The organism is Halomonas sp. BC04 (assembly GCF_000568385.1).
The window spans coordinates 18,816-40,296 of the sequence record NZ_AZQX01000234.1 but is presented as its reverse complement, the minus strand read 5'-3'; the positions used below and the strand labels follow the sequence as shown (position 1 = coordinate 40,296).

At 63.9% G+C, this 21,481-nt stretch carries 13 protein-coding genes, 1 rRNA gene and 2 pseudogenes; 6 read left to right on the top strand and 10 right to left on the bottom strand.

Features of this window, described 5'->3' with window-relative positions; all coding sequences use genetic code 11:
• The 7 genes from Q427_RS16270 to Q427_RS16240 all read right to left on the bottom strand — a co-directional run.
• Window positions 1-1,094, bottom strand: a 16S ribosomal RNA gene (locus tag Q427_RS16270); the annotation flags it as partial.
• Between the two features lie 665 nt (window positions 1,095-1,759).
• Window positions 1,760-3,244, bottom strand: coding sequence for a 2-methylcitrate dehydratase (gene prpD / locus Q427_RS16265; protein WP_043515817.1), 1,485 nt, complete (start codon window positions 3,242-3,244; stop codon window positions 1,760-1,762).
• Window positions 3,245-3,390: 146 nt separating this feature from the next.
• The gene (prpF, locus tag Q427_RS16260; RefSeq protein WP_043515815.1) at window positions 3,391-4,578 is read right to left on the bottom strand and encodes a 2-methylaconitate cis-trans isomerase PrpF; all 1,188 of its coding nucleotides are present in this window, start codon (window positions 4,576-4,578) and stop codon (window positions 3,391-3,393) included.
• A gap of 99 nt (window positions 4,579-4,677) precedes the next feature.
• Window positions 4,678-7,293 (bottom strand): Fe/S-dependent 2-methylisocitrate dehydratase AcnD, encoded by a 2,616-nt coding sequence (gene acnD / locus Q427_RS16255; protein ID WP_043515814.1) that lies wholly within the window; start codon window positions 7,291-7,293, stop codon window positions 4,678-4,680.
• Between the two features lie 110 nt (window positions 7,294-7,403).
• Window positions 7,404-8,531, bottom strand: coding sequence for a bifunctional 2-methylcitrate synthase/citrate synthase (gene prpC / locus Q427_RS16250; RefSeq protein ID WP_043515811.1), 1,128 nt, complete (start codon window positions 8,529-8,531; stop codon window positions 7,404-7,406).
• 119 nt (window positions 8,532-8,650) lie between these two features.
• Window positions 8,651-9,535, bottom strand: coding sequence for a methylisocitrate lyase (gene prpB / locus Q427_RS16245; protein ID WP_043515809.1), 885 nt, complete (start codon window positions 9,533-9,535; stop codon window positions 8,651-8,653).
• A gap of 55 nt (window positions 9,536-9,590) precedes the next feature.
• Complete coding sequence (locus Q427_RS16240; protein WP_043515808.1) at window positions 9,591-10,301, bottom strand: GntR family transcriptional regulator; 711 nt, start codon at window positions 10,299-10,301, stop codon at window positions 9,591-9,593.
• A gap of 237 nt (window positions 10,302-10,538) precedes the next feature.
• Between Q427_RS16240 and pabB the strand changes: the two genes are divergently transcribed.
• Complete coding sequence (gene pabB / locus Q427_RS16235) at window positions 10,539-11,912, top strand: aminodeoxychorismate synthase component I (protein WP_043515833.1); 1,374 nt, start codon at window positions 10,539-10,541, stop codon at window positions 11,910-11,912.
• A gap of 115 nt (window positions 11,913-12,027) precedes the next feature.
• The gene (locus Q427_RS16230; protein WP_043515805.1) at window positions 12,028-12,648 is read left to right on the top strand and encodes a phosphoadenosine phosphosulfate reductase domain-containing protein; all 621 of its coding nucleotides are present in this window, start codon (window positions 12,028-12,030) and stop codon (window positions 12,646-12,648) included.
• 25 nt (window positions 12,649-12,673) lie between these two features.
• Here Q427_RS16230 and cysB read toward each other — a convergent pair whose 3' ends face one another.
• Entirely contained in the window at window positions 12,674-13,645 is a 972-nt protein-coding gene (gene cysB, locus Q427_RS16225) for an HTH-type transcriptional regulator CysB (protein ID WP_043515803.1), read from the bottom strand.
• 206 nt (window positions 13,646-13,851) lie between these two features.
• Between cysB and trxA the strand changes: the two genes are divergently transcribed.
• Window positions 13,852-14,175 carry a thioredoxin gene (gene trxA / locus Q427_RS16220; RefSeq protein WP_043515801.1) on the top strand — a complete coding sequence of 108 codons (324 nt, stop codon included), beginning with the start codon at window positions 13,852-13,854 and terminating at the stop codon, window positions 14,173-14,175.
• 85 nt (window positions 14,176-14,260) lie between these two features.
• On the opposite strand, the gene Q427_RS16215 is transcribed toward trxA, so the two are convergent.
• Window positions 14,261-15,373: an AI-2E family transporter gene (locus Q427_RS16215; protein WP_043515799.1), complete on the bottom strand. Its 1,113-nt coding sequence runs from the start codon at window positions 15,371-15,373 to the stop codon at window positions 14,261-14,263.
• Between the two features lie 214 nt (window positions 15,374-15,587).
• Between Q427_RS16215 and Q427_RS16210 the strand changes: the two genes are divergently transcribed.
• Window positions 15,588-16,358, top strand: a complete 771-nt coding sequence (locus tag Q427_RS16210) for an SIMPL domain-containing protein (RefSeq protein ID WP_043515796.1) — start codon at window positions 15,588-15,590, stop codon at window positions 16,356-16,358.
• 136 nt (window positions 16,359-16,494) lie between these two features.
• Here Q427_RS16210 and serS read toward each other — a convergent pair.
• Window positions 16,495-17,771 (bottom strand): annotated as a pseudogene (gene serS / locus Q427_RS16205) (serine--tRNA ligase).
• Between the two features lie 168 nt (window positions 17,772-17,939).
• Between serS and Q427_RS16200 the strand changes: the two are divergent.
• A pseudogene (locus Q427_RS16200) lies at window positions 17,940-21,181 on the top strand (FAD-linked oxidase C-terminal domain-containing protein).
• A gap of 40 nt (window positions 21,182-21,221) precedes the next feature.
• Window positions 21,222-21,422, top strand: coding sequence for a DUF2905 domain-containing protein (locus Q427_RS16195; RefSeq protein ID WP_043515794.1), 201 nt, complete (start codon window positions 21,222-21,224; stop codon window positions 21,420-21,422).
• Window positions 21,423-21,481: the final 59 nt, after the last annotated feature.

Here is a 21,481-nt window from a genome sequence, read left to right as displayed (position 1 = left end):
GACTTAACCCAACATTTCACAACACGAGCTGACGAACAGCCATGCAGCACCTGTCTTTCGGTTCCCGAAGGCACACCAAGATCTCTCTCGCTTCGCAGGATGTCAAGGGTAGGTAAGGTTCTTCGCGTTGCATCGAATTAAACCACATGCTCCACCGCTTGTGCGGGCCCCCGTCAATTCATTTGAGTTTTAACCTTGCGGCCGTACTCCCCAGGCGGTCGACTTATCGCGTTAACTGCGCCACAAAGTCCGCGAGGGACCCAACGGCTAGTCGACATCGTTTACGGCGTGGACTACCAGGGTATCTAATCCTGTTTGCTACCCACGCTTTCGCACCTCAGTGTCAGTGTCAGTCCAGAAGGCCGCCTTCGCCACTGGTATTCCTCCCGATCTCTACGCATTTCACCGCTACACCGGGAATTCTACCTTCCTCTCCTGCACTCTAGCCTGACAGTTCCGGATGCCGTTCCCAGGTTGAGCCCGGGGCTTTCACAACCGGCTTATCAAGCCACCTACGCGCGCTTTACGCCCAGTAATTCCGATTAACGCTCGCACCCTCCGTATTACCGCGGCTGCTGGCACGGAGTTAGCCGGTGCTTCTTCTGCGAGTGATGTCCTTCCTGGTGGGTATTGGCCACCAGGCCTTCTTCCTCGCTGAAAGTGCTTTACAACCCGAAGGCCTTCTTCACACACGCGGCATGGCTGGATCAGGGTTGCCCCCATTGTCCAATATTCCCCACTGCTGCCTCCCGTAGGAGTTCGGGCCGTGTCTCAGTCCCGATGTGGCTGATCATCCTCTCAGACCAGCTACGGATCGTCGCCTTGGTAGGCCATTACCCTACCAACTAGCTAATCCGACATAGGCTCATCCGATAGCGCAAGGTCCGAAGATCCCCTGCTTTCCCCCGTAGGGCGTATGCGGTATTAGCCTGGGTTTCCCCAGGTTATCCCCCACTACTGGGCAGATTCCTATGCATTACTCACCCGTCCGCCGCTCGTCAGCATCCAGCAAGCTGGACCTGTTACCGCTCGACTTGCATGTGTTAAGCCTGCCGCCAGCGTTCAATCTGAGCCATGATCAAACTCTTCAGTTTCAAATCATTGCGGCTCTTGCTCAGCCACCCCCCGAAGGCGACAGCTGAAAGCGAACCAATCTTGGCTCAAGGTCAAAGCTTCTCAAAAAGACCCGAAGGTCTTCGACGAGTCGCTTGCCTTGAAATGGTGTGACTTCTCACCACCTCATCGACAAGCGCCCACATGAATTACCTGATCGATTGTTAAAGAGCGGCTCCCGTTCTCTTCAAACCACACGGGAAGAGCGGAGCGTCTCGCTTGCTGTCGTGGCGGCTGACTCTGTCAGCGGCCTCGCCAGCGCCCTGCGAGGAAGGCGTATTCTACTGAATCGGCTGAGCTTGTCAACTCTCTTCGCTGGCCTCACCGGGGTGAGCCTGCCATCGAAGCGCCGGTACCGCCGGCTGCCTTCAGCGTGGCGTGCATTCTACCGTCTCCGGCGCTCCTGTCAATCGCGAATCTCACTAGCCGATCCGAAAAAACCAAACAGAAACAAGCACTTTATCCACCTCCACCGCCGGTAACGTTTGCCCGTTGCCGGCAGCGGATGCGTACTTTACTCATTACCGGAGCAGTGCACAACCCCTAGCCGTCAAAAAACTATAGTCCACTCTGCCGGAGCCTTCCATGACCGTCATCAAGTCTTTCGACGAGCGCGAGCAAGCCGGATGCCGCTGGGCGTCACGGATCATATTACCCAGAGGTCGACGAACTGATGCACCGGCGTCTGTTCAAGTCGCGGCTGGTCGCAGCATAGCTCGAAGATCCGGGAGGTTCGCCCCCTCGGGAAGCGCGTGGCCAGGTTGCGCCGGAACTTCTCCTCCAGCACGGCGATGCCTTCCGAGCGGCGCCGGCGGTGCCCGATGGGATACTCGACCTCGACCTTGTCGGTGGCACTGCCGTCCTTGAAAAACACCTGAATGGCATTGGCAATGGATCGCTTATCGGGGTCGTGATAGTCCTGCGAGTAGCGCTCGTCCTCGACCACCTCCATCTTGTCACGCAACTCGTCGATGATCGGGTTTGCCGCGTGGAATTCATCCTCGTAATGCTCGGCCACCAGGCTGCCGAAGGCGAGGGGCACGGCGGTCATGTACTGGAGGCAATGGTCCCGGTCCGCCGGGTTGGCCAAGGGGCCGGACTTGGAGATGATGCGTATTGCCGAATCATGAGTGGTCAATACGATCCTGTCGATCTCATCCAGACGATCCTTGACCTGGGGATGCAGGGTGACGGCGGCCTCACAGGCAGTCTGGGCATGGAATTCCGCCGGGAAGGAGATCTTGAACAGCACGTTCTCCATGACGTAGCTGCCGAACTCACGCTGGAAGGAGAACTTGCGCTCCTCTTCCGGCTTGGTCGCCAGGTCCTTGTTGGTATGGCTGAACAACACGTCATAAAAGCCCCACTGCGGCGCTGACAGTGCTCCGGGCACCCCCATCTCGCCACGCAGGGCGATATCTGCCAGCCGCACCCCGCGGGAGGTGGCGTCCCCGGCGGCCCAGCTTTTCCGCGAGCCGGCGTTTGGAGCGTGGCGATAGGTCCTCAGGCTCTGGCCATCGATCCAGGCGTGGGACAGTGCGGAGAGTACCTGCTCCCGGTCGGCCCCCATCATCCTGGCGGTCACGGCCGTGGTAGCCACCTTGACCAGCACCACATGGTCGAGGCCAACGCGGTTGAAGGAGTTGTCCAGTGCCAGGACACCCTGGATCTCGTGGGCCATGATCATGGCCTCGAGTACGTCGCGCATGGTCAGTGGCGCCTCTCCCATGGCGACCCGCTTCTGGGAAAGGTGGTCAGCCAACGCAAGGATGCCACCCAGGTTGTCGGAGGGATGCCCCCACTCGGCGGCAAGCCAGGTGTCGTTGTAGTCGAGCCAGCGCACGATACAGCCGATATCCCAGGCCGCCTTGACCGGGTCGAGGCGGAAGGATGTGCCGGGGACCCGCGCGCCATGGGGCACGATGGTGCCTTCCACGATCGGTCCCAGGTGCTTGGTGCATTCGGGGAAGCGTAGCGCCAGCAGACCGCACCCCAGCGTATCCATCAGGCAGTTGCGGGCCGTGTCCCAGGCTTCGTCGCTCTCGATCCTGTAGTCGAGAACGTAGTCGGCAATTTTCTGCAACTCCGCATCGTAATCCGGTCGCACATTGGTTTCGACGGTCACACTCATCGTCTGCCTCCTCTGTTGCTGGAACAGGCGAGCACTTCCCCCCCTGCGTGGGTCACTCTTCCGCTCTGCTCGCTACCCGAAAGGGAGCCACTGCAGGAAGTATCGTTGCCCCACGCTCTGCCAGCCAGTGCCGATTCAGGTCAGAATTACACCTCCTGGAACACATCACCGGGAACCCGCACCCAGCCTTCCATCAGCACCCGGGCGCTGCGGCTCATCACCGCCTCGTCGATCACCCAGCGGCCCTCCACCAGGCTCGCCTCGGCGCCTACCCGCAGGGTGCCTGAAGGATGACCGAAGGTGACGGCATTGCGCTTGCCACCGCCGGCGGCCAGGTTGACCAGGGTCCCCTCGATGGCCGCTGCGGAGGCAATGGCCACGGCGGCGGTGCCCATCATGGCGTGGTGCAGCTTGCCCATGGAGAGCGCCCGCACCAGCAGGTCCACGTCACTGGCCTTGACCGCCTTGCCGCTGGAGGCGTTGTAGCTCGCCGGGGGCGCCACGAAGGCCACCTTGGGCGTGTGCTGGCGACTGGCCGCCTCGGCCACGTCCGCGATCAGGCCCATCTTCACCGCCCCATGGGCGCGGATCGTCTCGAAGCGCTCAAGGGCCTGGGCGTCGCCGTTGATCGCCTCCTGCAGCTCGGTGCCGGTATAGCCGATATCCGCCGCGTTGACGAAGATGGTGGGAATGCCGGCGTTGATCAGGGTCGCCTTGAAAGTGCCGACGCCGGGTACCTCCAGATCATCCACCCTATTGCCAGTGGGGAAGATGGCGCCCTCGCCGTCGGCCGGGTCCTTGAAGGCCACCGGCACCTCGGCGGCGGGAAAGGTCACGCCGTCCAGCTCGAAGTCGCCAGTCTCCTGCACCTGGCCGTCGGTGATCGGTACCTGGCCGACGATGGTCTTGCCGATATTGGCCTGCCAGATGCGCACCTCTACCACGCCGTTGTCGGGAATCCGCGCCGGGTCCACCAGGCCGCTGGCGATGGCGAAGGGGCCCACGGCGGCGGAGAGGTTGCCGCAGTTGCCGCTCCAGTCGACGAAGGCCTTGTCGATGGAGACCTGACCGAACAGGTAGTCCACATCGTGGTCGGGGCTGTCGCTTTTCGACAGGATCACCGTCTTGCTGGTGCTGGAAGTGGCGCCGCCCATACCGTCGATCTGCTTCTGATAGGGGTCGGGGCTGCCGATCACCCGCAGCAGCAGGCGGTCGCGGGCCTCACCGGGCACCTGGGCTGCCTCGGGCAGGTCGCCGAGCTTGAAGAAGACGCCCTTGCTGGTGCCGCCGCGCATATAGGTGGCGGGAATGCGAATCTGGGGAACGTGAGCCATGGAGGTCGCTTCCTAGGTGTATGAAGGAGGTAAAGATCGACCCGGGCCTTGCGGCACCGGGTCGATGGGGTTTCAAACATCGTGAGGCTTGCGCCCGGTTCAGCTGACCGCCTCGCCCTTGGACTCCAGGAAGTCCTTGGCGAAGCGCTGCAGCACACCGCCGGCGGAGTAGACAGTCACCTCCTCCGCGGTATCCAGGCGGCAGGTCACCGGTACGCGATCGACCTCGCCGGTCTTGCGGTGGATGACCAGCTCGAGGGTCGCCCCCGGTGACGCCTCGCCCTCCACGTCGTAGGTCTCGGTGCCGTCGAGCTGCAGGGTGTGGCGGGTGGTGCCTTCCCGGAATTGCAGCGGCATCACGCCCATGCCGATCAGGTTGGTGCGATGGATGCGCTCGAAGCCCTCGGCGACGATCGCCTCGACACCGGCCAGCGCCACGCCCTTGGCCGCCCAGTCGCGGGAGGAACCCTGACCATAGTCGGCGCCGGCGATGACGATCAGCGGCTGCTTGCGCTCCATATAGGTCTCGATGGCCTCCCACATGCGGGTGACCTCGCCTTCCGGCTCGATGCGCGCCAGCGAGCCCTGCACTACCTCGCCGCTCTCATCGCGGACCATCTCGTTGAACAGCTTGGGATTGGCCAGGGTGGCCCGCAGGGCGGTGAGGTGGTCGCCGCGGTGGGTGGCGTAGGAATTGAAGTCCTCCTCCGGCAGGCCCATCTTGTGCAGGTACTCCCCCGCTGCGCTGTCCATCATGATGGCATTGGACGGCGACAGGTGGTCGGTGGTGATGTTGTCCGGCAGGATCGCCAGCGGCCGCATCCCCTTCAGCGCACGCACCGCCGCCATGTTGCCTTCCCAGTAGGGCGGGCGGCGAATGTAGGTGCTCTGGGGTCGCCAGTCGTAGAGCGGGCTCTCGGCCCTCTCGGCGGCGTCCAGGTCGAACATCGGGATATAGACCTGCTTGAACTGCTCCGGCTTGACGAACTCGCCGACGATGGCGTCGATCTCCTCGTCGGAGGGCCAGAGGTCCTTGAGGGTCACCGGATTGCCGTTGTGGTCGATGCCCAGCACGTCCTTCTCGATGTCGAAGCGCACGGTACCGGCGATGGCGTAGGCCACCACCAGCGCCGGCGAGGCCAGGAAGGCCTGCTTGGCATAGGGGTGGATGCGGCCATCGAAGTTGCGATTGCCGGAGAGCACCGCGGTGGCATAGAGGTCGCGATCGATGATCTCCTGCTGGATCTTCGGGTCGAGGGCACCGGACATGCCGTTACAGGTGGTGCAGGCATAAGCGACGATACCGAAGCCGAGCTTCTCCAGCTCGGACAGCAGGCCAGCCTCCTCCAGGTAGAGGCGCGCGACCTTCGACCCCGGCGCGAACGACGACTTCACCCAGGGCTTGCGAATCAGGCCGAGCTCGTTGGCCTTCTTGGCCAGCAGGGCGGCGCCTACCACGTTGCGCGGATTGGAGGTGTTGGTGCAGCTGGTGATGGCGGCGATGATCACCGCGCCATCGGGCATCCTGCCCGCCTTCTCCTCCGCCTGGGCCTTGTCGTAGTTCACGGCGATGCCGCGCTCGTGCAGGGCGCTGGTGGGCAGGCGGCGATGGGGATTGGAGGGGCCGGCCAGGTTGCGCTCGACGCTGGACAGATCGAAGGTCAGCACGCGCTCGTACTGGGCGTCGACCAGGCTGTCGGCCCACAGGCCGGTCTGCTTGGCGTAGGTCTCGACCAGCGCGACCTGCTCCGGCTCGCGGCCGGTGAGAGTGAGGTAATCGAGGGTCTGCTCATCGATGTAGAACATCGCCGCGGAGGCACCGTACTCCGGGGTCATGTTGGAGATGGTGGCGCGGTCGCCGATGGTCAGGCTCTTTGCGCCCTCGCCGAAGAACTCGAGATAGGCCCCGACCACGCGTTCGCGGCGCAGGAACTCGGTGATCGCCAGCACGATATCGGTGGCGGTGATGCCGGGCTTGGGCTTGCCGGTCAGCTCGACGCCGACGATATCGGGCAGGCGCATCATGGAGGGGCGGCCCAGCATCACGGTCTCGGCCTCGAGGCCGCCGACACCGATGGCGATCACGCCCAGGCAGTCGATATGCGGGGTGTGGCTGTCGGTGCCCACGCAGGTATCAGGATAGGCCACGCCATCGCGCGCCTGGACCACCGGCGACATCTTTTCCAGGTTGATCTGGTGCATGATGCCGTTGCCGGCGGGGATCACGTCGACGTTCTCGAAGGCGGTCTTGGTCCACTCGATGAAGTGGAAGCGGTCCTCGTTGCGGCGATCCTCGATGACACGGTTCTTGTCGAAGGCGTCCGGGTCGAAGCCGGCGTGCTCCACGGCCAGGGAGTGATCGACGATCAACTGAGTGGGTACCACCGGGTTGACCTTGGCGGGGTCCCCACCCTGCTCGGCGATGGCGTCGCGCAGGCCGGCCAGATCGACCAATGCCGTCTGGCCGAGAATGTCGTGACACACCACCCGCGCCGGGTACCAGGGGAAGTCCAAGTCGCGGCGGCGCTCGATCAGCTGCTTGAGCGCATCGGTGAGCAGCTCGGGCTCGCACCGGCGCACCAGCTGCTCGGCGAGCACCCGGGAGGTATAAGGAAGGGTATCGTAGGCACCGGGCTGGATCGCATCGACGGCCGCACGCACGTCAAAGTAGTCCAGCTCGGTCCCGGGCAGTGGTTTGCGATAATCGGTATTCATGGCGTCGGGCATCCGTCGAGTCGAACTCAGAGGCGTTGGCTGGGGTTGCCCCGCCTCTGCTAAGAGGGACAAGGCGGCGATCGCGGGGCGGTCGCCGCAACTTGCGCGGATCAGTCGCGCTGTTCGATGGGCACCCATTCGCTCTGCTCGGGGCCGATATAGTCAGCGCTGGGGCGAATGATCCGGTTGTTGGCCCGCTGCTCAAAGACATGGGCGCACCAGCCGGTCACCCGGGAGCAGACGAAGATCGGCGTGAACAGCTTGGTGGGGATGTCCATGAAATGGTAGGCGCTGGCATGGAAGAAGTCGGCGTTGCAGAACAGCTTCTTCTCGCGCCACATCACCGCCTCCACTTGCTCCGAAACCGGGTAGAGGACGCTGTCGCCCACATCGTCTGCGAGCTTCTTCGACCACTCCTTGATGATGGCGTTGCGCGGATCGGACTCGCGGTAGATCGCATGGCCGAAGCCCATGATCTTCTCCTTGCGCTCGAGCATGCCCATGATCTCGCGCTCGGCCTCTTCCGGCGACTTCCAGTTCTCGATCATGTCCATGGCAGCCTCGTTGGCGCCACCATGCAGCGGGCCGCGCAGCGAACCGATGGCGCCGGTCACGCAGGAGTGCATGTCGGAAAGGGTCGAGGCACAGACGCGGGCGGTGAAGGTCGAGGCGTTGAACTCATGCTCGGCATAGAGGATCAGGGAGACGTTCATCACCCGGGCGTGCAGTTCGGAAGGCGCTTCGCCACGCAGCAGGTGCAGGAAGTGTGCACCCACCGACTCGTCGTCGGTTTCGGTCTCGATACGCACGCCGTCGTGGGAGTAGCGATACCAGTAGCAGATTATCGAGGGCAGCACCGCCAGCAGGCGGTCGGAGACATCCTGCTGCTCGTCGAAGCTCTCCTCGGTCTCGAGGTTGCCCAGCATGGAGGCGCCGGTCCGCATCACATCCATGGGATGGGCATTGGCCGGAATCTGCTCGAGCACGGCCTTGAGGGGCTGTGGCAGGCCACGCAGGCCCTTGAGCTTGGCAATGTAGGCGTCGAGCTCGGCCTGGTTGGGCAGCTTGCCCTTGAGCAGCAGGTAGGCCACTTCCTCGAAGCGCGCCTTTTCTGCCAGTTCCTTGACGTCAAAGCCACGGTAGGTCAGGCCCGAGCCGGTCTTGCCGACGGTGCACAGCGCCGTGGTGCCGGCGCTCTGGCCGCGAAGGCCGGTACTGCTGACGGGTTTATCTGACATGTCGCGTCTCCTGTATTGGTCGGTCTTGCGTCTTATCGATGTCATGGGCGCCACGCCACCAGGCCGGGAACCGAGCTCCGTGTGACGCCATCGGGATGCCTTGCGTTACCGCGCGTCCTTCACTCGCCGCCCTTCTCGAACAGCGCGTCCAGCTTCTGCTCGAAGCTGTGGTAGTTGAGGAAGTCATAAAGCTCGTCGCGGGTCTGCATCAGTTCGACCACATCGCGCTGATGGCCGTTGTCGTGAATGCTCTGGTAGACCTTCAGCGCGGCGGCGTTCATGGCGCGGAATGCCGACAGCGGATAGAGCACCATGCGGCAGCCCACCTCGCCGAGCTCCTGCTGGCTGAACAGCGGCGTGGCGCCGAATTCGGTGATGTTGGCCAGGATCGGTGCATCGACGCGCTCGCAGAAGGCACGGTAATCATCCAGGGTGTGCACCGCTTCGGCGAAGATGGCGTCGGCGCCGGCTTCGATGCAGGCGCCGGCACGCTCGATGGCGGCATCCAGGCCATCCTTCTGGAAGGCATCGGTGCGTGCGATCAGGTAGAAATCCGGATCGACTTTCGCGTCGGCCGCGGCCTTGACCCGGTCCACCATCTCCTCCTGGGAAACGATCGCCTTGTTCGGGCGATGCCCGCAGCGCTTCTGGGCCACCTGATCCTCGATATGCACGGCGGCGACACCGGCACGCTGCATCTCCTTGACGGTACGGGCAATATTGAAGGCACCACCCCAACCCGTATCGATATCCACCAGCAGCGGCAGGTCCGTGGCGCCGCAGATACGGTGGGCGTCCGCCACCACGTCGTTCATGGTAGTCATGCCCAGGTCGGGCAGACCAAAGGAGGCGTTTGCCACGCCACCACCAGACAGGTAGATGGCCTGATGCCCCACCCGCTCGGCCATCATAGCGGTATAGGCATTGATGGTGCCGACGATCGGCAACGGCCGATTGGCTTCGAGTGCGGCACGAAAACGTGCGCCGGGAGTGGATCGATTCATGGCAAAGTTCCTCAGTGGTCCGGGATATCGGTGTACGGGATAGGTCCAGCCGGCCTCAGGTGGTCGCCTCGGCTTGCTGCGTGAGAATCGTGGCGTAGCGGTCAACCACATTGGCCCGCGAAGCGCTGACATGACGACGCATCAGCAGCTCGGCCAGCTCGGCATCCCCGGCCTCGATGGCATCGACGATACGGTGGTGCTCGACGAAGGCCCGGTGAGGGCGCGTCCCGCTGGCGCTGAACTGGGTACGGTAGAGCCGCACCAGGTAATAGAGGTCATCGCACAGCATCGTCATCAGCATGCGATTGTGGCTGCCAAGGACGATACGGTAATGAAAGTCCAGATCCCCTTCGCGCTGATAGTAGGCTTCCCCGCTCTTGAGGTCGGCCTGGCGCTCATGAAGCGCCAGCACCTCACGAAGGCCGGCAATCTCCTCCGCGCTCATGTGTTCCGCGGCCAGGCGTGCCGCCATGCTTTCGAGCGCCTCCCGGACGTCGAACAGCTCCAGCAGCTCCTTCATCGAAAGCTTGACCACCCGGGCGCCGACATGGGGCACCCGCTCGATGAGACGGTGTGCCTCCAGGCGTCGCATGGCCTCGCGCAGCGGGCCGCGGGAGATGCCATAGGCCTTGGACAGGCCCGGCTCGGTGATCTTGCTCCCCGGTGCCAGCTCGCCACGCACGATGGCATCCTGCAGTTCATGAAAGACCCGTTCGGCCAGGGTTCGAACCTCGGGAGCGGTCTGTTCTGGTACGATTGAGTTCATGGCAATTGTCGACAATTAAATGTTGAAGAGACTTTAGACATTGGCTGCGCCCCGGTCAACCACGCGATAAGCCCAACCAGCTACGTCTTTGGTTGTAGACAACCGGAGCCTTGCCCCACCGGCTGTCGACAATCCATCCCAGCGTTGATGGCAATACCCCGGGACGTGACAACGCGCTATAGGACAAATCGTCGCCTGAACCCTAGAATGGGTCGCCTGTTCCGAAAGGCCCCGGCAATGACCATACGACTCGAGATCACCCCGCTTCCCTACCGAGACGATCCGCTGGGCTATTTTTCCGCCCTGCGCCAGCGACCAGGGGCCGTACTGCTGGACAGCGGACGCCCCATCGCCCCCGGCGGGCGCTATGACATCATGAGTTGCGACCCGCTGACGGTGCTGTCGGTCGACGACAGGGGCCGCCTGAGCGGCGGGGTCGAAGGCAGGGAAGAGGACGACCCCTTCACCGCTCAGCAGATCCTGCTGGACAGCCTCGCTCTCGAACTCCCCGACAGCGACCTGCCCTTTCTCGGGGGGCTGATCGGCTACTGGGGCTATGACCTGGGCCGCTGCCTGGAGCCCATCGGGGGTCGTTCACAGCAGGTCGTGCACCTGCCGGCCAGCCGCGTCGGCCTCTATGACTGGGCCCTCATCCAGGATCATGACGCCGGTGAATCCTGGCTGGTCGCGAGTGCGCAACGCCGGGCCCAGGTCATGGCGTGGCTTGATGCACCACCGGCATCAGCGGGGGCGTTCCGGCTACTGGCCCCCTTCGAGGGCGAGCTCCACCGGGAGAGTTATGCCTGGCGGTTTGACGCCGTCCAGGACTATATCCGTGCCGGCGACTGCTATCAGATCAACCTGGCCCAGCGGTTCAGCGCACCCTTCACCGGCGATTTGTGGGAAGCCTACCGGCGTCTTCGCCGCGCCACCCCGACTCCCTTTTCCGGCTATCTGGCCTGGGATGAACAAGCCATCCTGTCCCTCTCGCCAGAGCGTTTCCTGCTGTGCGAAGAGGGGGGGCGCGTCGAGACCCGGCCGATCAAGGGGACCCGGCCAAGGGGCGTGACGCCCGAGGAAGACCGATGCCTGGCCGAGGCGCTCACCTCAAGCCTCAAGGACCGCGCCGAGAACGTGATGATCGTCGACCTGTTGCGCAACGACCTGGGCCGGGTGTGCCGCCCGGGCAGCGTCAGGGTCCCCCAGCTCTGCGGCCTGGAGAGCTACGCCAACGTTCATCATCTGGTCAGTATCGTGTGTGGCGAACTCGCAGCGGGAAAGCGCCCGCTCGACCTGCTGGCCGCGGCCTTTCCCGGTGGCTCCATCACCGGCGCCCCCAAGGTCCGCGCCATGCAGATCATCGACGAGCTGGAGCCCAGCAGGCGCAGCGTCTACTGCGGCAGCCTGGGCTACGTGGATGTTCGCGGGCGCATGGACACCTCCATTGCCATTCGCACCGCGGTAGCCGATGCCGGCAGACTGCATCTATGGGGCGGCGGCGGTCTGGTGGCGGATTCCAACGTTGATGCCGAGTACACCGAGACCCTGGACAAGATCCGGCACCTGATGAGAGCGCTGACGGCAACCGACACTCAGCACGATTTGGAATAACCACTCCCTCTTTTCTTCCATTTGGACATAACCATCCAATGAAATGGTATTGGGGGCGAATCTGCAGGCTTTGGTAGGGTGTGACCAACGGCCGTCAACGACATTGGAGTCTCCCATGACCTCATCTCTCGATGTGATCAATTCCGAACTGGGCAATGAGCCCGATGCGCTGATTCAATGGGCGCTGGAACAGGGCAAGCGCCCCATCTGCACGACCAATTTCCGCCCATTCGAAGCCGTCATCCTGCATATGGTGACGCGCCACATGCCGTCACTTCCCATCGTCTGGATGGATAACGGCTACAATACAGAGGCGACCTATCGCTTCGCCGATGCACTGGTCAAGCGACTCGACCTCAATCTGATCACCTACCTGCCGCGACGCTCACGGGCTCACCGTGAAGCCGTGGAAGGCCCGATGCCGGGCATCGACGACCCGCGGCACGAAGCCTTCACCCGGGAGGTGAAGCTGGAGCCCTTCGAGCGTGCGTTAAGTGAAATGGCACCGGATGTCTGGTTCACGGCACTGCGCGCCGAGGACACCCCCGAACGGGCGCGCATGGCACCCGTGAGCCGCAATGCCGATGGCCTGCTGAAGGTATCGCCGCTGCTGCACTGGAGCGCCAAGGACATGTACAACTACCTGCTGGACCACGACCTGCCCGACAACTTCGACTATTTCGATCCCACCAAGGTGGAAGAGAAACGCGAATGCGGCCTGCACCTGCAGCATTGAGTGGTTGCGTTGCCGAACCGGTGCGCTAGCGCACCGGTAGCTCGATATCCTTGAACAGCCCTTCCTCGTGGCGGGGTCCAGCAGCCAGGGCGGCATCGACCAGGTCTCGCTCCAGGTGGCCGGCAAAACCCTTGACGAATTCGTACATGTAGCCGCGCATGAAAGTACCGCGACGAATGCCGATCTTGGTGACAGAGCTCTCGAACAGGTGCCCTGCCTCGACGGCGACCAGGTCGTCGTCCAGTTCGGGATCCACCGCCATGTGCGCCACGATGCCGACACCGAGGCCCAGGCGGACATAGGTCTTGATCACATCCGCGTCGGCCGCCGTCAGCACCACATTGGGGGAGAGCCCTCTGGCCCTGAAGGCATCGTCCAGTTGGGAGCGTCCGGTGAAGCCGAAGACATAGGTCACCAGCGGCTGCTCGGCCAGGCGTTCCAGGGTCAGTTCACCAGGCTCCGCCAGCGGGTGGCCGCGCGGCACCAGGATACAGCGGTTCCAGCGATAGCACGGCAGCAGCACCAGGTCGTTGAACAACTCCAGTGCCTCGGTGCAGATGGCGAAGTCGGCCAGTCCATCGCTGACCATCTGTGCGATCTGCTTGGGCGTGCCCTGCTGCATGTGCAGCGCCACATCCGGGTACTTGCGGGTGAACTCGCCGATGACCGGCGGCAGCGCATAACGGGCCTGGGTGTGCGTCGTGGCGATGGAAAGGCTCCCGCGCCGCTCATCGCTGTGCTCCTGGGCCACCTGCTTGATGTTCTCGGCCAGACGCAACACCTGGCCCGCCAACTCGACGATAGCCTGCCCCGCCGGGGTGACCCGCGTCAGGTGCTTGCCGCTGCGGGCGAAAATCTCCACTCCCAACTCATCCTCCAGCAGGCGGATCTGTTTGGAGATACCCGGCTGTGAGGTATAGAGACTCTGTGCCGTGGCCGATACATTGAGATTGTGGCGGGTCACTTCCCACACATAGCGCAGCTGCTGAAGTTTCATGATGGACTCCCCCTACATACCGCCCTGTGGGCCATTTCACAGCCGAGAATAAAACAGCACCATGTAAGCACTAAATCGTATAAAAGAAAACCACCGCGCATCCCATTTGCCAGCGGCCCGGCCGGCCGCTAACATCAGCCGACCGGACACGCCAAGACGTGTCATTTCGACCCGCTCGATGCAGCGCAACGTAACTGGAGAATCACATGGCCAACAACGTCGATGTCACCAATGCCAACTTCGAGCAGGAAGTCCTGAAGGCAGATCAGCCCGTGCTGCTCAAGTTCTGGGCCCCCTGGTGTGGCCCCTGCAAGGTCATGGCACCGGTGATCGACGAGGTTGCCGAGGAGCGTTCCGGCAATCTCAAGGTAGTCAGCATCAATGTCGATGACGCACCGGAAATCGCCGCCGAACAGGGCGTTCGTGGCGTCCCCACCGTGATGCTGTTCAAGTCGGGCTCCAAGGTCGCCTCGCTGGTCGGTGCCCAGTCCAAGTCACAGCTGGCACAGTTCATCGACCAGAACGCCTGACTCCAGGCGGACACGCGCTCCATTCGCCCCGGCCATGGCCGGGGCGAATCGTTTTCGGCCCATATGAGTCGGATCAGATAACGTCTCAGGTAACCTCGTCGCGCTCGGAAACGGTCTGCTCCACGACCTCGCGGCCCTTTGCGCCGACGACCGGCTCCTTGCCCGGCCCCAGCAGGTAAGCGATCCAGCGTGTATGAGGGTGGCTGTCCAGAGCTATCTTCAGCGTCATGGTCAGCACCACCGACAGCAGCATGCCCACCACACCCAGCATCCAGCCCCACACCACCAGCGACAGGAAGGCCACCAGGGTCGACAACCCCAATGCCCGGCCCATCATTCGCGGCTCCACCAGGTTTCCGAGTGTGAAGTTGATCACCAGATAGGCCATCGCCAGCATGAAGGCGTCCGCCACACCGCCCTGCTGTGACACCAGCAGCAGCAGCACCGGCGGGAAGGCGGCCAGCGCCGATCCGATGTTGGGGATGTAGTTGAGGGCAAAAGCCAGCACGCCCCACAGCAAGGGGAAGTCCACGCCCATGACTACACAGGCCAGCCAGGCCAGCACCCCGGTAACCAGGCTGATGGCCGTCTTGACCGCCAGATAGCGCTTGAGCGTCTGGCTGAACTCCTCGAAACGCTTCAGGCTGGGTGCCGGATCATCCAGGGCCAGGGAAATCTTGGCACGAAAGTTGAGCGTCTCGTAGAGCATGAAGATCACCAGCAGCGCCACCAGGACACTCTGCACGAACAGGTTGCCCAACCCACCCAGCAGGGTCGGTAGCCAGGCGCTGCCGTCCTCGACCTCGACCAGTCCTGCCAACAGCTGGGGGTCGATGGCCAGGCCCATGGCAGCCATGCTGTCGAGCAGATCCAGGTAGCGCTCATAGAGTCGCGACTCGATGCCGGGCAGCGCCTGAATGAAAGTGCCGAAGGAGTTGGCCACCAGCAATCCGACCAGGGAGAGGAAGCCACCGATGACCAGCAGGGTGATCAGGACCGCCAGGCGCAGGCTCACACCCCACCGATGCAACCAGTTCACCGGAGCGGTGCAGATCACCGCGATGAACAGTGCCAATAGCAACGGCACGATCAAGTCAGCCCCGGCCCTGATGCCGGCGATGATGATCACCAGTGCGGCCAAGGCCAGCGTCAGCGTGAGAGGATAGCTGTAATTCGCGTCACTGTTGCTGCGGAGCATGCCCTGTCCCTGTCTTACGTGTCTCCTCATCATGGCGCCTGTGGGACGGCGACACAAATGACCCGTTCACCAAGGTGGGTACCCATTGACCGCTGACACTCGACAAAATCTACGTTGTTACGGAACCTTACTCGCCATCGCATCTCGAACCGAACAGCGTCACCCATCAACCCTGGCACGCTCATCCCTGACAGCACCGCGGCAAGGAGGCTCCATGCCCCGTTCACTTCTCTCCACCTGCCTGTTGGTAGGCGCACTGGTCGCCATGGCTCCGTTCAGCGCCATGGCTGTACACGCCGATGACATTCGCTCACGACTCGATGTCCAGGCCGAGGCCCAACTGGAAGTGGTGCCTGACCGCGCCACGCTCAATGCTCGGCTCTGGGAGCGCACTTCGGCCGTCACCCGGGACGAGGACTCCACCTCCGACCCCGGCGAATTGAGAGAGGCTCGTGACCGGCTTGAGGAACGCGCCGCCGTACTGATTCGTACCCTGGAGGAGGCTGGCGTCGATCGTGATGCCATCACTGCCGGCTCATTGAACGTGCAACCCGAATACCTCCCCGGTGCCAGAACCAGTGACGGAGAGCGGGAAACCCTGGTACGGACGCGCCTGGAGCGCCCCTTCCAGGTGAAGGTGGCGGATCTGGAGCGCCTGCCCCTGCTGCTCGACGCCCTGACTGAGGCCGGGGTCAATGCCCTGGATGGCGTGATGTACGATCTCGCCGACCGCGACGCTGCCACCGACGAGGCGCTGGTGATGGCACTGGAGAAAGCGCGCCACAAGGCCGAACTGATGGCCTCCACCCTGGGCGTGACGCTGGGCCCGGTGATCACGGTGAGCGAGACCCGGTCGCCGGTCTACGCCCCGCGCATGATGGCCATGAGCGCCGACATGCGCGAAAGCGCGCCCCAGGCAGAGTACCGCCCCGGCACCGTCACCATCGACGCCGGGGTCAGCGTCAGCTGGACGATCGAACCCTAGCCGTCACCCCCCCAAGCCGAAAACACAAAAATAGACCGCCGCAAGCCCTAACGAAAACACCCCACCGACGCCAGATCGGTGGGGTGTTTTCGCTTGCCGCGTGAAGCATACGGCCGGATGCCCTGGGGTTGGATACCTAGACGTTGATGGTTTCGACGCCGCCCATGAAGGGTCGCAAGGCCTCGGGCACGGTGATCGAGCCGTCGGCGTTCTGGTGATTCTCCATCACCGCGATCAGGCAGCGCCCCACCGCCAGCCCGGAGCCGTTCAGGGTATGCAACAGCTGCGGCTTCTTCTGGTCGGGATGGCGAAAGCGCGCTGCATGCGTCGCGCCTGGAAATCCTCGCAGTTGGAGACCGAGGAGATCTCGCGGTAGGTCTCCTGGCTGGGCAGCCACACTTCCAGGTCATAGGTCTTGGCCGCACCGAAGCCCATGTCGCCGGTGCACAGGGTCACCACCCGATACGGCAGTTCCAGCGCCTGCAGGATCGCTTCCGCATGGCCGCGCATCTCCTCCAGGGCCTCGTAGCTGCGCTCGGGCTCGACCATCTGCACCATCTCGACCTTGTCGAACTGGTGCTGGCGGATCATGCCCCGGGTGTCGCGACCATGGGAGCCCGCCTCGCTGCGGAAGCAGGGCGTATGGGCGGTGAGCTTCACCGGCAGCGCCTTGTGGGGCAGTATCTCGTCGCGGGCGAAATTGGTCAGCGGCACTTCCGCAGTGGGGATCAGGTGGTAGCCCCGCTCGTCGTCCAGCCGGAACAGGTCCTTGCCGAACTTGGGCAACTGGCCGGTGCCGTACAGCGAAGCCTCGTTGACCATATAGGGGACGTAACACTCCTCGTAGCCGTGCTCCAGGGTCTGCTTGTCGAGCATGAACTGGGTCAGGGCGCGATGCAGGCGAGCAATGGGCCCGCGCATCACCGCGAAACGGGCGCCGGTCAGCTTGGTCGCCAGCTCGAAATCCAGGTTGCCCAGCAGGCCCCCCAGGTCCACGTGATCCCGCACCGTGAAGTCGAAGGTCCTGGGCGTGCCCCAGCGATGCAGCTCGACGTTCTCCTCCTCGCTCTCACCCTCCGGCACGCTCTCGTGGGGCAGGTTGGGCAGGCCGCTGATCAGCTCGTCCCATTCCACCTGCACCTCGGCAAGCCGGGCCTTGGCCGCATCCAGCCGGTCGCCCAGGTCGTTGACCTCGGCCAGCAGCGGCTGGATATCCTCGCCCTGGGCCTTGGCCTTGCCGATGGACTTGGAGCGGGTGTTGCGCTCGTTCTGCAGTGACTCGGTCTCAGCCTGCAGTTCACGACGCCGCGACTCCAGCGCCTCGAGTCGCCCGGTATCCAGGACAAAGCCCCGCTTGGCCAGTCGTTGTGCGACCATCTCGAGGTCGCTGCGCAGCAGTTTGGGATCGAGCATGGAATCCAGTCCGTCGCATTGGGTGAAATCGGCCGCCCATTGTAGGCAAAAGGGAGACCATGTGCCATGCGCCGGGGTGCGCGGCACCGCCCTCTCGGGGTAAAGTAGCAGCATCCCTTCTGCCTGCCCGGCCCTACCGCGGCAGCGACAACGGCCGAATACGACACCATGATCGCACGACTGGACAGCGCTCAATCGAGCACCCTTGCCGGCCTCGACGCCCGTTACCTTCGCTTTCTCGACGTCCTGAAGACGCGGGGCTTCGAGGGCGAGATCGCCCCGGACTACGCCAGCCGCACGGTACTGGCCACCGACAACTCGATCTACCAGCGCCTGCCCCAGGCGGTGCTGTTTCCGCGCCACGCCGCGGATCTCGAGCTGATCACCCGGCTGGCCGGCGAAGCGGCGCACCGCCAGGTGGTGCTGACGCCCCGGGGTGGAGGCACCGGCACCAACGGCCAATCGCTCACCGACGGCCTGGTGGTGGACGTCTCGCGGCACATGAATCGAATACTCGAGATCGACGTCGAGAACCGCCGGGCACGGGTCCAGGCCGGGGTGGTCAAGGACCAGCTCAATGCGGCGCTGAAGCCCCACGGCCTGTTCTTCGCCCCGGACCTCTCCACCTCCAACCGCGCCACCATCGGCGGCATGATCTCCACCGATGCCAGCGGCCAGGGCAGTTGCGAGTACGGCAAGACACGCGACCACGTACTCGAACTCGATACCGTGCTGCTTGGCGGTGAACGCCTGCATAGCCGGCCGATCAACGATAACGAGCTGGAGACGCTGTGCCACCACAGCGGCGTGATCGGCAACGCCTACCGCACCGCCCGGGAGATCATCGATGACCAGCGCGAGCTGATCGCGGCCAAGTTCCCGCCGCTCAATCGCTGCCTCACCGGCTACGACCTCGCCCATCTGCGCGACGCGGAAGGCCGCCTCGACATCAACAGCCTGCTGTGCGGTTCGGAAGGTTCGCTGGGCTTCCTCAACGAGGCGGTACTCAACGTGCTGCCGATCCCCAGGCACTCGACCCTGGTCAACGTGCGCTACGCCGGTTCATGGACGCCCTGCGTGACGCCAAGGCGCTGATGGCTTCCGAAGCCAGGCCCACCTCCATCGAGACGGTGGACGACAAGGTGCTGCTGCTGGCCATGGAGGACTTCGTCTGGGACAGCGTGGCGGAGTTCTTTCCCAGCGCGGCTAGCGCCGAGGTTGGCGAGGACGACACTGCCACCGCGACGCAGCAGGCCGCGGCCATTCGCGGCATCAACCTGATCGAGTTCAACGACGACGACCCGGCACGGCTCAGTGAGCGAGTCGGGGCCTTCTGCCGCCATCTGGAGGCAGACGCAACTGTTGAGCGGCTCGGCCATACCCTGGCCGAAGGCCGCGCCCAGATCCAGAAGGTCTACGGCATGCGCAAGCGCGCCGTGGGCCTGTTGGGCAACGCCAGGGTCGATGAAAAAGGCGAGAAGCGCCCCATCCCCTTTGTCGAGGACACCGCGGTACCGCCGGAGCAACTGGCCGACTACATCGCCGAGTTCCGCGCCCTCCTCGACGCCCGCGGGCTCACCTACGGCATGTTCGGCCACGTGGATGCCGGTGTGCTGCACGTGCGCCCGGCCATCGACATGAAGGACCCCGCCCAGGAGCGGCTGATTCGAGAGATCTCCGACGAGGTCGCCGCGCTGACCCACAAGTATGGCGGGCTGCTGTGGGGCGAGCATGGCAAGGGGGTACGCTCGGAGTACGCTCCGAAGTTCTTCGGTGAGCTCTACCCCAGCCTGCAGCGGATCAAGGCCGCCTTCGACCCCCACAACCAGCTCAACCCGGGCAAGATCGCCACGCCGCTTATTATGTCGCCCGAAGCCGCGACTGCTACCCCGCCCGACACCGCAGGAGCTGGCACCAGTGCCGCGCAAGAGGAAACCGTCAAGTTGGTCGATCCGGGCCTCTTGACCATCGACGGCGTCCCCACCCGAGGTCAGCTCGACCGCCAGATCGACGAGCGGGTGTGGCAATCCCATGCCGCCACGGTGTACTGCAACGGCAACGGCGCCTGCTACAACTACGATCCAGACGACGCCATGTGCCCCTCGTGGAAGGCCACACGCGACCGCGTCCATTCGCCCAAGGGCCGTGCCAGCCTGATCCGCGAGTGGCTTCGCCTGCAGGGAGACGCCGGCATCGACCTGGTGGAGCAGACGCGACAGCAGCGCGCCGAAGGTGCCCTGGGCTTCCTCAAGCGCCTGCCGGCCCGGATACGCAACACCTACAAGCGCCGCGACGAGGACGACTTCTCCCATGAGGTCTACGACGCCATGGCCGGGTGCCTGGCGTGCAAGTCCTGCGCCGGCCAGTGCCCGGTGAAGGTCAACGTGCCCGAGTCGCGTTCGCTGTTCCTGGAGGCCTACCACGGCCGCTACCTGCGCCCGGTGCGCGACTACCTGATCGGCGGCCTGGAGTTCTTCGTGCCGGCGCTGGCCACGGTGGCACCGCTCTACAACACCGCACTGAACAACCGACTGGTCGAGCGGCTGCTGGCCGGCCCCATCGGCATGGTCGACAGCCCAAAACTGTCACGAGCCAGGCTGAAGAAGCAGCTGGCCGCCTGGGGCGTGAGCGAGGCCACGCCGGTTTCGCTGGGACTGCTGACCGAAGCGCAGAAAACCAGAAGCGTGATCATCGTGCAGGACGCCTTCACCAGCTTCTTCGAGGCCGAGGTGGTGATGGATATCGTCGAACTGCTCTCGCGCCTGGACATCCGGGTCTTCGTCGCCCCCTACTCGCCCAATGGCAAGCCGCTGAATGTGCAGGGTTTCATGGGCGCCTTCGCGCACACCGCCGAGAAGCAGGCCCGGTGGCTGCGCGCCCTGGCCGAGTTCGGCGTTCCGCTGGTGGGCATCGACCCCGCCATGACCCTGACCTACCGCCAGGAGTACGTGAAGGCGCTCACGCCCGATAGCGTGCCCGAAGTGCTGATGCTGCAGGAGTGGCTGGTGACCCAGGGCCAGCGCCTGGTGCCACCGGGGCTGAGCCAGCAGCTCGGCGGCCTTGCCGACCCCGGCTTCCGGCTGCTTTCCCACTGCACCGAAAAGACCACCGCTCCGGGCAGCCCCAAGGCGTGGCAGCAGGTATTTGCCGCCTTCGGCTTCGAGCTGGAACTTGTCGCCACCGGCTGCTGCGGCATGTCCGGCACCTACGGCCACGAGGCGCGCAACCGCGATACCTCGGCGACCATCTACGCCCAGTCGTGGAAGGCAGTGGTTGAAGGCGACGCCAACCCCGGCAGGCTGCTGGCCACCGGCTACTCCTGCCGCAGCCAGGCGAAGCGACTCTCCGACCAGGCCCTGCCGCACCCGCTGCAGGGGCTGTTGGCCCATTTGCACCAGCTGAGTTGGTAAATGGCCATTCAATCCGAGCCACGAGCGAACAGGAGGCAGCATGTCTCGCACCCTGATCATCATCGGCCTGTGCATCGTCGCCATCGGCTTGCTCTGGCCTTGGCTCTCCAAGCTGCCCTTCGGCCAGCTGCCCGGCGATATTGCCATCCGCCGCGAGGGCTTCTCCTTTTTCTTCCCCATCACCACCATGATCCTGATCAGCGTGGTGCTCTCGCTGATCCTGTGGCTGTCAGGACGATAATCCAGGCTGCCCCTTGTGGTTGTTGCCGAGACGGCGGCCTTGCTCCGCGCGCGAATTCC